The 12,552-nt window shown below is 72.8% G+C and carries 12 protein-coding genes; 7 read left to right on the forward strand and 5 right to left on the reverse strand.

Annotation, left to right across the window (positions count from 1 at the left end; genetic code table 11):
* Window positions 1–147: 147 nt before the first annotated feature.
* Window positions 148–1,236 carry a fatty acid desaturase family protein gene (locus tag IE311_RS25435; RefSeq protein ID WP_189834130.1) on the forward strand — a complete coding sequence of 363 codons (1,089 nt, stop codon included), beginning with the start codon at window positions 148–150 and terminating at the stop codon, window positions 1,234–1,236.
* A gap of 108 nt (window positions 1,237–1,344) precedes the next feature.
* A complete protein-coding gene (locus tag IE311_RS25440) occupies window positions 1,345–1,890 on the forward strand; it encodes an MOSC domain-containing protein (RefSeq protein WP_189834131.1) in 546 nt (181 codons plus the stop codon).
* A gap of 174 nt (window positions 1,891–2,064) precedes the next feature.
* On the opposite strand, the gene IE311_RS25445 is transcribed toward IE311_RS25440, so the two are convergent.
* Window positions 2,065–3,441: a tannase/feruloyl esterase family alpha/beta hydrolase gene (locus IE311_RS25445; RefSeq protein ID WP_189834132.1), complete on the reverse strand. Its 1,377-nt coding sequence runs from the start codon at window positions 3,439–3,441 to the stop codon at window positions 2,065–2,067.
* A gap of 179 nt (window positions 3,442–3,620) precedes the next feature.
* Between IE311_RS25445 and IE311_RS25450 the strand changes: the two genes are divergently transcribed.
* Window positions 3,621–4,217, forward strand: a complete 597-nt coding sequence (locus IE311_RS25450) for an HD domain-containing protein (protein WP_189834133.1) — start codon at window positions 3,621–3,623, stop codon at window positions 4,215–4,217.
* A 219-nt stretch (window positions 4,218–4,436) separates the two neighbouring features.
* Here IE311_RS25450 and IE311_RS25455 read toward each other — a convergent pair whose 3' ends face one another.
* Window positions 4,437–5,291, reverse strand: a complete 855-nt coding sequence (locus IE311_RS25455; RefSeq protein ID WP_189834134.1) for a hypothetical protein — start codon at window positions 5,289–5,291, stop codon at window positions 4,437–4,439.
* Window positions 5,292–5,668: 377 nt separating this feature from the next.
* On the opposite strand from IE311_RS25455, the gene IE311_RS25460 reads away from it, so the two are divergent.
* Window positions 5,669–6,427, forward strand: coding sequence for a hypothetical protein (locus IE311_RS25460; protein WP_189834135.1), 759 nt, complete (start codon window positions 5,669–5,671; stop codon window positions 6,425–6,427).
* Between the two features lie 37 nt (window positions 6,428–6,464).
* Here IE311_RS25460 and IE311_RS25465 read toward each other — a convergent pair whose 3' ends face one another.
* The 3 genes from IE311_RS25465 to IE311_RS25475 form a co-directional block, all read right to left on the reverse strand.
* Window positions 6,465–6,812, reverse strand: coding sequence for a hypothetical protein (locus tag IE311_RS25465; RefSeq protein WP_189834136.1), 348 nt, complete (start codon window positions 6,810–6,812; stop codon window positions 6,465–6,467).
* A 215-nt stretch (window positions 6,813–7,027) separates the two neighbouring features.
* A complete protein-coding gene (locus IE311_RS25470) occupies window positions 7,028–7,204 on the reverse strand; it encodes a hypothetical protein (protein ID WP_189834137.1) in 177 nt (58 codons plus the stop codon).
* Between the two features lie 30 nt (window positions 7,205–7,234).
* Complete coding sequence (locus tag IE311_RS25475; RefSeq protein WP_189834138.1) at window positions 7,235–7,843, reverse strand: class I SAM-dependent methyltransferase; 609 nt, start codon at window positions 7,841–7,843, stop codon at window positions 7,235–7,237.
* Between the two features lie 151 nt (window positions 7,844–7,994).
* Here IE311_RS25475 and IE311_RS25480 point away from each other — a divergent pair, with 151 nt between their 5' ends.
* The 3 genes from IE311_RS25480 (at window position 7,995) to IE311_RS25490 (ending at window position 12,552) form a co-directional block, all read left to right on the forward strand.
* Entirely contained in the window at window positions 7,995–8,828 is an 834-nt protein-coding gene (locus IE311_RS25480) for an MHYT domain-containing protein (protein WP_189834139.1), read from the forward strand.
* A 128-nt stretch (window positions 8,829–8,956) separates the two neighbouring features.
* Window positions 8,957–12,121 carry a sensor histidine kinase gene (locus tag IE311_RS25485; protein WP_189834140.1) on the forward strand — a complete coding sequence of 1,055 codons (3,165 nt, stop codon included), beginning with the start codon at window positions 8,957–8,959 and terminating at the stop codon, window positions 12,119–12,121.
* Window positions 12,118–12,552, forward strand: coding sequence for a roadblock/LC7 domain-containing protein (locus IE311_RS25490; protein WP_189834141.1), 435 nt, complete (start codon window positions 12,118–12,120; stop codon window positions 12,550–12,552). The genes IE311_RS25485 and IE311_RS25490 overlap by 4 nt, the downstream gene beginning before the upstream one ends.

The following is a 12,552-nucleotide window of genomic DNA, read 5'->3' on the forward strand; positions in this document are numbered from 1 at the left end:
CGCACCCCCGCCCGAGGGCGGGTGGTGACGTCATGGCTCCGGAGAGCCGGGAATCCGTACGTTCTCGGTAGGCGCCCACAGGCCGTACGAGCACGGAATCCGCACGAGTCGCCGCCGCCTCCCGACCGACAGAAACCGGAGCCCGCCATGTCCCAGGCCACCATCCTGCCCCCGGCCGCCGCCCCCGCCCCGGCGCCCGGCCGCGCCAGGGGCGGCAGCGAGTTCACCCCGCTCCTGCGGACCGTCAGGGAACAGGGCCTCCTGGAACACCGCCCCGGCTGGTACGCCAGAGGCATCGCGGTCAACATCCTCGGCATCGCCGCCGTGGTGGCCGGGATCGCCCTGATCGGTCCCTCCTGGTGGGCCCTCCCGCTGGCCCTGCCCCTCGCGCTGCTCTCGGCCCGGGTCGCCTTCGTCGCCCACGACGCCGGTCATGCCCAGATCACCGCGAACCGGAAGATCAGCCGGATCGTCCAGCTCGTCCACGCCAACCTCCTGCTCGGCATGAGCCGGGAGTGGTGGAACGACAAGCACAACCGCCACCACGCCCACCCCAACCACCTCGACAAGGACCCGGACGTCGCCGCCGACATCCTCGTCTTCGCGGAGCACCAGACCACCGGCCGCAAGGGGCTGCGCGGATTCCTCACCCGCCACCAGGCCTGGCTGTTCTTCCCGCTGACGACCCTGGAAGGCATCGCGCTCAAGGTGTACGGGGTCCGGTCCCTGCTGGCGAAGGACGGCCCCTGCCGCACCCGGCGCGAGCGGCTCGTCGAAGGCGCGCTGCTCCTCACCCACTTCGCCGGCTACGCGGCCCTGCTGTTCACCCTCCTCACCCCGGTCCAGGCCCTCGTCTTCGCCCTCGCCCACCAGATGCTGTTCGGCGTGCACCTGGGCATGGCCTTCGCCCCCAACCACAAGGGCATGGAACGGCCCGACGAACACGTGGACGGTGACAACTGGGGCCACCTGCGGCGCCAGGTGCTCACCTCCCGCAACATCCGGGGCGGCGCGCTGACCGACTGGTTCCTCGGCGGCCTCAACTACCAGGTCGAGCACCACCTCTTCCCGAGCATGCCGCGCCCCCATCTGCGCCTCGCCCAGCCGGCCGTCCGGGCCCACTGCGCCGCGCTCGGCGTCCCGTACACCGAGACCGGCTTCGTGGACTCGTACCGCCAGGCCCTCGGTCATCTCCACGAGGTGGGCGCGCCGCTGCGTTCCGAGTGGGCGGAGTAGGGTCGGGGCGGTCACGCACGGTGTGATCATCGGTTCGGCGGTCGTCCGCCGAACCGCCGGCGGGCGGCGCCCCGCCCGCCGGAGAGCGGAGAAGGGGAGGTCCTCGCCATGAGCGACGGCACGGTCACCACGGTCAGCAGCAACGGCACGTACACGTTCACCAAGCCCAACCGGGAGGGCATCACGCTCCTCGCCGGGCTCGGCGTGGAGGGCGACGTCCACGCGGGCGTAACGGTGAAGCACCGCTCCCGTGTCGCCCAGGACCCGACCCAGCCCAACCTGCGCCAGGTCCACCTCATCCACGCCGAGCTCTTCGACGACGTCGCGGGCGCCGGCTTCGACGTCGCCCCGGGCGACCTCGGCGAGAACGTCACCACCCGGGGGATCGACCTCCTCGGTCTGCCCACCGGCACCCGTCTGCACCTCGGCGCCGAGGCCGTCGTCGAGGTCACCGGGCTGCGCAACCCGTGCGCCCAGATCGACGCCTTCCGGCACGGACTGCTCAAGCAGGTCCTCGGCCGTGACGAGAACGGCGAGATCGTACGCAAGGCGGGGATCATGGGGATCGTCCTGAGCGGCGGGGAGGTGCGGCCCGGCGACCCGATCCGCGCCGAGCTCCCCGAGGGCCCGCACCGCCCGCTGGAAAGGGTCTGACCGAGACAGCGGTGCCCTTCGGGGCGGGGCGGGGCGGGGCAGGGCAGCGCGGGGCCGGTCGGGACGAAGCGGCCCGGAGGCCGGGTGGGGCCGGCCGGGACGAAGCGGCCCGGAGGCCGGGTGGGGCCGGCCGGGACGGTGCGGCCCGGGGCAGGAGCCTGTCGGAGCCCCGGCCTATTCCACGAGCGCGCAGGAGTTGACCACGTCACCGCTCGAGGGCCGCGCGATCGTACGGTCCGCCGGCGGCCTCGTACCGTCCTCGACCCAGCGCGTCAGCGCGTCGAACGCGGAGCGGTAGCACGGCAGGATCGGACGCAACCGGTCGGGATACGTGTCGTACAGCCCGTCGGTGTGCGTCCCGTCCTGCACCGTGTAGTAGCGGTGCAGCGCACCCCGCCCCCGCGCGTCGATCATCCGCTCGTACACGTCCGAGTCCGTGGCGATGGGCAGCAGGGTGTCCAGGTCGCCGTGGAGCGTGATGAGCGGCTTGCCGATCCGCCCGGTGAGCGCGATCTTCGCGACCGCGCGGTGGACGGACGCCGGCCGGGAGGCGTAGTCGTAGGAGGCGTCCGAGGCGCAGGGGGCGAAGATCTGCTCCACGGTCCCGCCGGCGGTGGTGCCGGGGCAGGCCGGATCGTACGAGGGGTCGAACTCGGCCCGGAAGATCTTCTGCGTCAGCCCCCAGTAGGCCTTCTCGTGGTACGGCCACAGGAAGCGCGAACCGGGCGCGAAGCCCGCCCCGATCAAGTCCTCGTCGGAGGCCCGCCCGAGTGATCTGGCCACGGTCACGGGCAGGCTCGTCAGGAGGTTGGGGCCGCGAGTGGTCCACAGCACGCCCTCCCAGTCGACCCCGCCGTCGTACAGCTCCGGCCGGTTCTCCAGCTGCCAGCGCGTCAGATAGCCGCCGTTGGAGATGCCCGTCATGTACGTGGAATCCGGGGACCGGCCGTAACGCTGCCGCACGGCCTTCTTGGCGGCCAGTGTCAGCTCGGTCACCCGTCGGTTCCACTCGGCGACCGCGTCGCCCGGACCCCGTCCGTCGGTGAAGAAGTCCGGCCCCGTGTTGCCCTTGTCGGTGGCCGCGTAGGCGAAGCCCCGGGCGAGGACCTGGTCGGAGACGAGCGCGTCCGTGGAGTACTGCCGCCGGGTACCGGGCGCGCCGGTGACGACCAGCCCGCCGTTCCAGCGGTCGGGGAGCCGGATGACGAACTGCGCGTCGTGAGCCCAGCCGTGGGTGGCGTTCAGCCGGGAGTCGTCGGGGAAGTAGCCGTCGATCTGGACGCCCGGCACGCCCGAGGGGTTACGGGTCCCCAGGGCGGCGAGCCCGGCCTGGTCCGCCGTGTCGGTGTAGGGCGTGCCGGCCAGCCCGGCGGTCGTCAGATCGGTGAGACAGGCGGACTGCTGGTGCTCGGCGCCGGGGACCCGGAGCCGGTCCTGCCGCGCGCAGTGCGCGGTGGCGGGCTCCTCCGCCCCGGCGGGGCTCGCGGGGGCGAGGACGGTGACCCCCGTCAGAAGCGCGGCGAGCAGGGAGACGCCTGGGAACAGGCGCATGGTGGACCTCCGGTGGGACGACGGAAAGGGTGGGGCGCCACATCGTGCGGCGCGTCCCACCCGCCGGGCCATGTCCTGGGACCACATCTCGTTCCGTCGGCCTATGGGGGGCGCGGGATCGAGGCGGGGCCACCCAAGCCGTGGTCGGAGGCCTCCGACGCACTCATTACGCTGCGGGAGTGGACATTCCGTCGGCGGACGAGATACGCGCGATGCACCTGAGGCACGCACCGAATGAAGAGGCCTTCGAGCTCGTCTTCACCCACTGCGAGATCGTGTGGAAGGTGGCCGAGCGGCTGATCTCACGGGTCGGCTCGGACGTCGACGTGGACCTCGTGCGTGCGGGCTGTCTGCTGCACGACATCGGGGTGTACCGCCTCTTCGACTCCGAAGGGCGGCTGGACGGCCGGAACTACATTCGCCATGGGCTGCTGGGGCACGAGATCCTCACGGCCGAGGGACTGCCGGAGGTGGTGTGCCGGTTCTCCTCGTGCCACACCGGGGTCGGACTGACCAAGGAGGACGTGGTCCGCCAGGGTCTGCCGCTGCCTCCCGCCGACTACGTGGCGATCACACGGGAGGAACGGCTGGTGATGTACGCGGACAAGTTCCACAGCAAGAGCACCCCGCCGAGGTTCCTCTCACCGGACACCTATGCCCGGTCCGTGAGCCGGTTCGGCCAGGACAAGGTCGTGGCGTTCGGGGCGCTCCGCACGATGTTCGGAGACCCGGAGCTCGACGAGCTCGCCGCCCTGTACGGCCACGCCCTGACCTGACGGCTCGCGTGCTCCTCGGGGTGGGCGAACGGTTCGACGGGGGAGGAGCCGTACGCGCGGCTCGGCAGGGGCAGGGGCAGGGGCAGGGGCAGGGCCCGGGGTCCTGAGTCCGCCTCGGCCCGCCGTGACAGGCGGCCCGTCTGTCACGGCGGCCGTCACCGCGGACCTACGATCCGGGGGCCCGCCGTCAGGGCGACCCCACGTGCACCGCGCCACCCGTCAGGACGGGCGCACGGCCATCGCGTCGAGGGATTCGAGGAGCGCGGGAAGCCGGGGCCCCCGTGTCACGGGCAGTACCTCGCGCGGCAGCTCGTCGAGAAGGATGAACGCCATGTCGTCGGCCCTGGCCACGAAGGACCAGCCGGGGCCGTCCGCGCGGAGCATCCGCGTACCGGCGTCCGCACCCGGGGCGGACCGCACCCGGCCCACCGGCGGTGGGTCTTCCAGATAGCCGCGCAGCTCGTCCAGGGCCCTCCTGACCCCGGAGGACGGACCGCTGCCACTGGGTGCGGCCCCGGCGGCCGCGGCCCCGGTAACGGGGGCGGCCGGTCCCGCCGGGGCCGGGTCGTCGTCGCTCACCCGGGCGCGCCAGGCCGCCCACTGCAGGGCCACCTCGTCGGCGCCGAGGCGTCGCTGGGCAGGTCCCCACTCCTTGCCGGAGGGCGGGACGAGCGGGGCGGGGTCACCCTCCTCCGGCGCGGGATCGTGCGGGGCCGGTACGCCCGGGGCGCGGCTTCGCACCGCCAGCGGCCAGCCCGGCAAGCCCGCCACCACCGTGCTTTCGTCGGGGGAGAGGTCATAGGCCATGCCGCAGTCCCAGGAGGAGATGGCCACCGCGACAAGCGAGACGTCGTCGACGACGACCGTCCAGCGTGCCCCGAGACCGTCCTGGCCGAACACGAGCCCGTACCCCTCCGCGTACGGCTGCAGCCCCAGCGTCGCGCAGGCCGCCGGGTAGTCGTCGCCGAGCACGCTCGGGAAACGCGCGGGTGTCAGCAGTGCCGCGGTCAGTACGAACAGGGCGTCGGCGTCGCCGACGGCCTCGGCCTCGGCGATCGGGTCCGTCCCAGCCACGCGTGCCTCCCCATCTGGTTGTCGGCGCACCTTAACCAGTGAGTAGGGAGACCTGTCCAGAGGTGGGCGCCGTGACCTGCATCGCCGCAGGGGTCGCCCCGTCCCTGGATGCGGGCGCCGCCCAGGACCGGGCGCCGAAGGCGGCCGCGATACCGGCCGCCATGACAAGCAGCGAACAGAATTCCGGTTGCATTCCTGCGAGTGTTCGAATGAGAGATGGGTGTGCGAATTGATGCTGTTCGCGCTGGGTGCGAACAGTTCCCTGTCGTGTGTGACGAGTCCGCAACAGAGCCTTTGAGCGGGGGAGTCGAGGAGAGCTCCCGCGGGTAGCGTTGGCCCGGCAGGGGGAACGGCCTACCTTTTCTCGGGGGGAATCCATGGACAGACGGGTCACGGGAGGGTTGGTCGCACTGTGCGCGCCGCTCTTCGCTTTGGCCGGCAATGTGGTGACGGCGAAAATCGACCCGTCGCCGATCGTCTGGTACGCGCTCATCGGTGTATGTGTCATAGCCGCAACGCCGATCGCCGTCCAGGTCTACCGGGACATGTCTCCGGCAGGCACGCCTGCCGCGCCGCCCGCAGGTGGGGCGGCATCGCCGACAGGTGTCCAGCCCGGAGAATTCGTGGTCTTCGACGGAGGCCGCACCGGGGATTCGGGATCCGCCATCGCGTGGATTCTGGGCTGCGGATTCGTCGGGTTCTTCGTCGGGGTGATGCTGTTCATCAAGCGTTCCGATAAGATCTTCGGCCCGGCGAACAAGCCGAGCGTGTTCGATGAGGATCCCGTACCCGTACTGGTCGGCATCGCGCTCTACGCCGTCGGGGTCCTGATCGGCGCGCTGGTCATCTGGCGTGGAAAATGGCGAGGATCTCTTTCCATTTCACGCTCTCAGGTCGTCCTGACGGGAAGCCGGAGTCAGACTGTTCTGAATCGAAGTGATTTCTCCTCCGTGGAGGTTCTGAAATTCTTCATGAAGGGCTACTTTCTTGTGGCGAAGGTGCAGCCCGACTCGCCTCTCCTGACGGTCCCTCCGACCAGGTCCATGTACGACCCGAAGCGTCAGGTCATCGTCATCTGCCAGCTCGCTCCCATGAATGCCGCACCTCACGCGGTGCGCGCCGCCTTGGCCCAATGAGCAGGCACCCGCGGCCTCGCGCCGCCCGTCCGCGGCGCTACTCGCCGGTCGCCTCGTCGGCGGGACTCGGGGTCCGGCGCTCCTCCCGGAGTCCGAGCAGCGAGCGGGCCACCGCGCTCGGCGACTCGTTCCGTTCCCGGGCGAGAGTGAGGACGGCCCGGCAGGCCAGCTCGTTGACCCCGAACGACAGCATGCCCGGGGAGACCCGGCTCGCCGCCTCCTCGGCCCGCGCCGGGTCGCCCTCGGCGCAGGCGGCCACGTACTCCGCCGCGGCCTCGAAGAGATTGTGCCCCTGCCGGGGCCGCGGTGGCGCCGGTGCGGCGGTCTCGGACGCCCGTCGGGCCGAGGGAAGAAGCCTGCGCAGTCTTTCCGGTACCCGTGCCACGTCCCACCGCCTTTTCCCGGGCAGGACTGCCCGGCATGTCCACGGTAAGCAGTGAAGTGCCGGGAAAGAAGAGCGCGTTGGCATCTGTGATGACGAGGTGGCGGGGTGAGGAAGTGAGGGGTGAGGGGGCGACGCGATGACGGCGAGGCTGAAGTCGAGCTCGAGTGTCACCCTGAGGTAGAGGTCGAGAGACCGCTCGGTCCTGAGTCGGCGGCTCAGCCAGATGCCGCAGGCTGGGCGGCGGTCTGCCCTTCCGTCTTCCCTTCGGCACGGAAGCCGATGTCGGCTTCGACGTCGGCCTCGGCGTCCGCTTCGGTGTCCGCTTCGGTGTCGACGAGCGGACGGTCCGGCGCCGCGTCGCCGGGGCGCGCGGCCGGATCCCGTACCGGCACGCTCGTCGGCGTTTCGGGACCGCGCGGGACTCATCCCTCCCGTACGGCGACGGCCAGGTAGCGCGTCTCCTCGTCGACATAGCTGACGAGCCGCCAGCCGGCCTCGGCGAGCACCGGGCGCAGCCGGGGCTCGGCACGGAGGTCGTCCGGGGTGATCTGCCGACCGTGGCGGGCCGCGAGCGCGGCGCGGCCGATCGGGTGGAAGAGCGCGAGCCTGCCCCCGGGACGGACGACACGGGCGAGTTCACGCAGGCCGGCGGCGGGGTCCGCGAGGTGCGAGACGAGCCCCGCGCCGAAGACGGCGTCGAGCGCGCCGTCGCGCACCGGCAGACGCCCGACGTCGGTGAGCAGCAGCGCGGCGGTGCCGTCGACTCCGCCGCGACCGGCGGCGGTGGCCCGTTCGAGCATCTCGGGCGTGAGATCGGCGCCGAGTACGGTGCCGGTGGGTCCGACGGCGCCGCGGAGCGGCGGGAGGGCCCGCCCGGTCCCGCAGCCCGCGTCGAGCACCGCGTCGCCCGGGCGCAGACCGAGTTCGTTCACCGCGGCCGCGTACGCGGGACCGTCGTCGGGGAACCGGCTGTCCCACCCGGCGGCTCGAACGCCGAAGAACTCTCGGACGTGTGTGGGGTCATCGCTCATGCACCCATGATCCCGTACCCGGAGGGGTGAACGTTCTGAGTACACGTTCGAGTCCGGCGCGATCGTTCGGGATCATCTCTCTGTCATATTCCATCAGCTTTCGAAATGCGCCCCTGATGCGCCCCCCGATGCGCACTAGCGTCCCTGAGCCATGGGACACCTGGACCACGCCACCTTCGGCTGGCTGACACCTGCACTGTCGTACGCGATGGCCTGCGTCGGCGCGGCCCTCGGGCTCCGCTGCACCGTACGGGCGCTCGACGCGACCGGCCGCTCGCGCCGCAACTGGCTCCTCACGGCGGCCTCCGCGATCGGCACCGGCATCTGGACGATGCACTTCGTGGCGATGCTCGGCTTCGGCGTGACCGGCACCGACATCCGTTTCGACGTTCCGCTCACCATCCTCAGCCTCGTCGTCGCCATGGCCGTCGTCGGCGTCGGTGTCTTCGCCGTCGGCTACGGACGTGACCGCGTCCGCTCGCTCCTGGTCGGCGGGCTCACCACGGGAGTCGGTGTGGCGAGCATGCACTACCTGGGCATGGCCGCCCTCCGGCTCCACGGCGACGTCCGGTTCGACCCCCTGCTGGTCGGTGTCTCGGTGCTCATCGCCGTCGTCGCCGCCACCGCGGCCCTCTGGGCGGCCCTCAACATCCACTCACCCGCGGCCGTGGCCGTGGCCTCGCTCGTGATGGGCGCGGCCGTCAGCAGCATGCACTACACGGGCATGTTCGCGGTGCGCGTGGACGTGGTCCCCTCCGGCGCGAGCCTCCCCGGCGCCACCGTCATGCAGTTCATCTTCCCGCTCGCGGTCGGCCTCGGCTCCTACCTCTTCATCACCTCCGCGTTCGTGGCCCTCTCCCCGACGGCGAAGGAGCGGGCCGCGTACGCCTCGGCGGGTCGCCTCACCGAGCCCGACGACCGGGCGGTGGACGTCGCACCGCCCGGCTTCCGCGCCGCTCAGACCGCTCGTACGCCCGCGAACTGACCCGCACTCCGCCCGCCTCACCACCCCTCTCGCTTCACCATCGGTCTCGCTTCACCACCCTCTTGCCCCACCACCCGTCGCGCAGGACCCACCGCACCAGAGACAGCCGCAGCCGGAACGAGGAGGCCATGCGAACTCCCCGCAAGACCAAGGACGCCGAGGCGACACCGCCGCCGTCGGCGGCCGCGCGCGGGCGGCGCGCACACGCCGGGCCGCCCGCCGACGAGCAGGGGGAGCCCACCCCCGAGGCGCCCACGACCGCAGGACACGCGGCCACCAGCCACGCCGCCACCAGCCACGCGGCGGGAGGCGCAGCGACCGCCCCGGCCGCTGGGTCCTCCGTGCGTGCCGCCTCGATCCCCGACGCCCGCCTCCCCGCCGGCCCCTCCCGTCACGGCCTGCGCCCCCGTACCGTCCGCGCAAAGATCGTCTCGCTTCTGATGGTCCCCGTCGTCTCGCTGCTCGCGCTCTGGGGATTCGCCACCGTCACCACCGCCCAGGACGTCGCCCGGCTCCGCCAGCTCCAGCGCGTCGACGCCGAGATCCGTGAGCCCGTGACGGCCGCCCTCGCCGCCCTCCAGGCCGAACGGCGCGCTGCCGTACGCCAGGTGGCCGCCCCCGGCGCCGGCCGGTCGGCCGAGCTGAGGGACCGGATACGGCGCACGGACGAGGCCGTCGACCGCCTCCGCCTGAACGCCACGCACACCGTCGGCGACACCGGAGACCTGCCGGGGGACGTCGGCGAGCGCGTGAGCGCGTTCGTCGGCAAGGTCGAGGGCCTGGCCGAGCTCCGCACCGCGGCCACCGACGGACGGGCCGACTGGGACCAGGTCTACGAGGAGTACACCGCGGTGGTCTCCGCCGCCTTCGCCGTCGGCGGCGCCCTCACCGGGATCCAGGACACCCGGCAGGGGTCCGACGCGCGCGTACTCCTGGAATTCGGCAGGGCCGGGGAGATGCTGTCCCGTGAGGACGCCCTCCTCACCTCCGCCCACCTCACCGGCCGCTTCACCGCGGACCGGCTCCGCGTCTTCACCGGCGCCGTCGAGACCCGGCGCACCCTCACCGCCTCCGCCACGGTCGACCTGCCCACCGCCGAACGCGCCGCGTGGACCCGCCTCACCGCCGCCGGAGACCACAGCCGGCTCATCCGGGCCGAGGACCGGATCACCGCCGCGAGCAGCGGCCGCCCCGCCGCCCAGGTGGTCACCTCCGCGGACTGGGACGACACCCTCGCCGCCGTACGCAACGGACTCACCGCGATCGAGACCGACGCGCGCACCGCCGCGGCCGACCGGGCCGACCCCTTCGCCGGCGGAGTCCTCACGGCGGGCGGCGCGGCGGTGGTCCTCGGCCTCGCGGCCGTCGCCGCCTCCCTCCTCATCTCGGTACGGATCGGCCGCGGGCTCGTCGTCGAGCTCGTCAGCCTCCGCAACACCGCCCTCGGTATCGCCCGGGGGAAACTTCCCGCCGCCATGCGCAGGCTCCGCGCCGGGGAGGAGATCGACGTCCAGGCCGAGGCCCCGCCCGGCCCCGTCTCCCAGGACGAGATCGGTCAGGTCGGCGAAGCCCTCACCACCGTCCATCGCGCGGCTCTCTCCGCCGCCGTCGAACGTGCCGAACTCGCCAGCGGCATCTCCGGCGTCTTCGTCAACCTCGCCCGCCGCAGCCAGGTCCTCGTCCACCGCCAGCTCAACCTCCTGGACAGCATGGAGCGGCGCGCCGACGACCCCAACGAACTCGGCGACCTCTTCCGGCTCGACCACCTCACCACCCGGATGCGCCGCCACGCCGAGAGCCTGATCATCCTCTCGGGCGCCGCCCCCGGCCGCGCCTGGCGGATGCCCGTCCCCCTCACCAACGTCGTCCGCGCCGCCGTCTCCGAAATCGAGGACTACGCGCGCGTGGAGGTACGACGGCTCCCCGAGACCGCCGTCGTCGGCGGCGCCGTCGCCGACCTCACCCACCTCCTGGCCGAACTCATCGAGAACGCAGCCCAGTTCTCCCCGCCCCACACCAAGGTGCGCGTCAGCGGCGAACCCGTCGGGAACGGATACGCCCTGGAGATCGAGGACCGGGGGCTCGGCATGGGCCGGGAGACCCTCGCCGACGCCAACGCCCGCATCGCCCAGTCGGAGGCCCTCGACCTCTTCGACAGCGACCGGCTCGGCCTCTTCGTGGTCAGCAGACTCTCCTCCCGCCACGACATCAAGGTCCAGCTGCGGACCTCCCCCTACGGCGGCACCACGGCCGTCGTCCTGCTTCCGACCGAGCTCCTCCAGGGCGCGCTGCCACCGGGCCGCGCCCGCTCGGCGAGCGGCCACGGACCCGACACGCCGCACGCCGGACCCCCGCGTGCGAGCGATCCCCGTACCCCCGCCCCGGGCGCGGGCCACCTGGGTACGAATGAGCGGCGGAGCCACGACGGTCACACCACGGGCGACCACTTCGGTCCCCAACGGCTCGGCTCCGACCGGCGTACGGACGACGCGCGCGCTGCCCGCGAACGCGAGGAGGCGCACCGCGCCGAAGCCCGCCGCTTCGGCCGCCCGCAGATGGCCCGCCCCCCGGCGGGGGCCACTCCGCCCGCCTCCGCAGGCCCCACCGTGACGGGCGGCACCCCTGCGGGCCCCGCGATCACGGGAGGCGCCCCCGCGGGGCCCGTCCCGGCACCCCGTGGGAGCTCCCCGAAGCCACCGGCCGGCACCGGGCCCGGATTTCCGCCCGCGGAAGCGGGCGGCGGCCCCAGGCCACCGGTCCCGCCGGCCTCGCGCCCCCAGTCCCTGACGCGCCCGACGGTCGTGCCCGCGCTCACGCCGCCCCCGGAGTCGGGACCCCCGCCGGCCGGGGTGACCGAACTGCGCCGCCGCGGTCCCTCCGTACCCGCGCCGACCCGGGAACAGCGGCCCGGAACGCCCACCGGTCCCGCCGGGCACGGCGACCCCGAGGGGGAACTGCCCCGGCGCGTACGGCAGGCGAGCCTCGTTCCGCAGCTGCGTGAGGCACCCGCGCCGGCACCGGTGTTCGTACCGACCACACCGGGCGCGGACGCCCGCACCCCCGAGGTGGTACGGGACCGGATGTCGGCCTACCGGGACGGCTGGCAGCGGGGCGGCGGCGCGGCGCCGGGCAGCAGGCGCCCCCTCGGAACCGGCACCGGAACAGGAACCGGCACTGGAACAGGAACCGGTCCTGGTACCAGGACCGGCACTCATGGTGCGGCCACCGGCCACGACCTCGGCCACGGCACGAATCCCCTCGACGACCCCCCTTCCGAAGGAGACCACGCATGATCGACCACGAGAGGATCTCTCACCACCGATCCGGCGAGCTCGACTGGCTCCTCGACGACCTCGCCATGCGGGTCCGGGAGGTCCGCCACACCGTGGTGCTCTCCAACGACGGACTCGCCGTCGGGGCCTCCAACGGACTCAGCCGCGAGGACGCCGAACACCTGGCCGCGATCGCCTCCGGGTTCAACAGCCTGGCCAAGGGTGCGGGGCGCCAGTTCCACACCGGCGGCGTCCGCCAGACCATGGTCGAGATGGACGACGGCTTCCTCTTCGTCGCCGCCGCCGGTGACGGTTCCTGCCTCGCCGTCCTCAGCTCCGTGAGCGCCGACATCGGCCTCATCGCGTACGAGATGGCCCGCCTCGTGAAGCGCGTCGGCGAGCACCTGCACACCCCGCCGCGGCTCACGGTGACCCCGCCGGCCGTCGGCTGA

It is taken from the genome of Streptomyces zaomyceticus, assembly GCF_014656215.1.
In the GTDB taxonomy this organism is placed as follows: Bacteria; Actinomycetota; Actinomycetes; order Streptomycetales; family Streptomycetaceae; genus Streptomyces; species Streptomyces zaomyceticus.

What these genes read in the sequence shown, in the direction of transcription:
- IE311_RS25435 (WP_189834130.1), top strand. Translation starts at nt 148, where the DNA reads ATGTCCCAGGCCACCATCCTGCCCCCGGCCGCCGCCCCCGCCCCGGCG.
- IE311_RS25440 (WP_189834131.1), top strand. Translation starts at nt 1,345, where the DNA reads ATGAGCGACGGCACGGTCACCACGGTCAGCAGCAACGGCACGTACACG.
- IE311_RS25445 (WP_189834132.1), bottom strand. Translation starts at nt 3,441, where the DNA reads ATGCGCCTGTTCCCAGGCGTCTCCCTGCTCGCCGCGCTTCTGACGGGG.
- IE311_RS25460 (WP_189834135.1), top strand. Translation starts at nt 5,669, where the DNA reads ATGGACAGACGGGTCACGGGAGGGTTGGTCGCACTGTGCGCGCCGCTC.
- IE311_RS25475 (WP_189834138.1), bottom strand. Translation starts at nt 7,843, where the DNA reads ATGAGCGATGACCCCACACACGTCCGAGAGTTCTTCGGCGTTCGAGCC.
- IE311_RS25480 (WP_189834139.1), top strand. Translation starts at nt 7,995, where the DNA reads ATGGGACACCTGGACCACGCCACCTTCGGCTGGCTGACACCTGCACTG.
- IE311_RS25485 (WP_189834140.1), top strand. Translation starts at nt 8,957, where the DNA reads ATGCGAACTCCCCGCAAGACCAAGGACGCCGAGGCGACACCGCCGCCG.
- IE311_RS25490 (WP_189834141.1), top strand. Translation starts at nt 12,118, where the DNA reads ATGATCGACCACGAGAGGATCTCTCACCACCGATCCGGCGAGCTCGAC.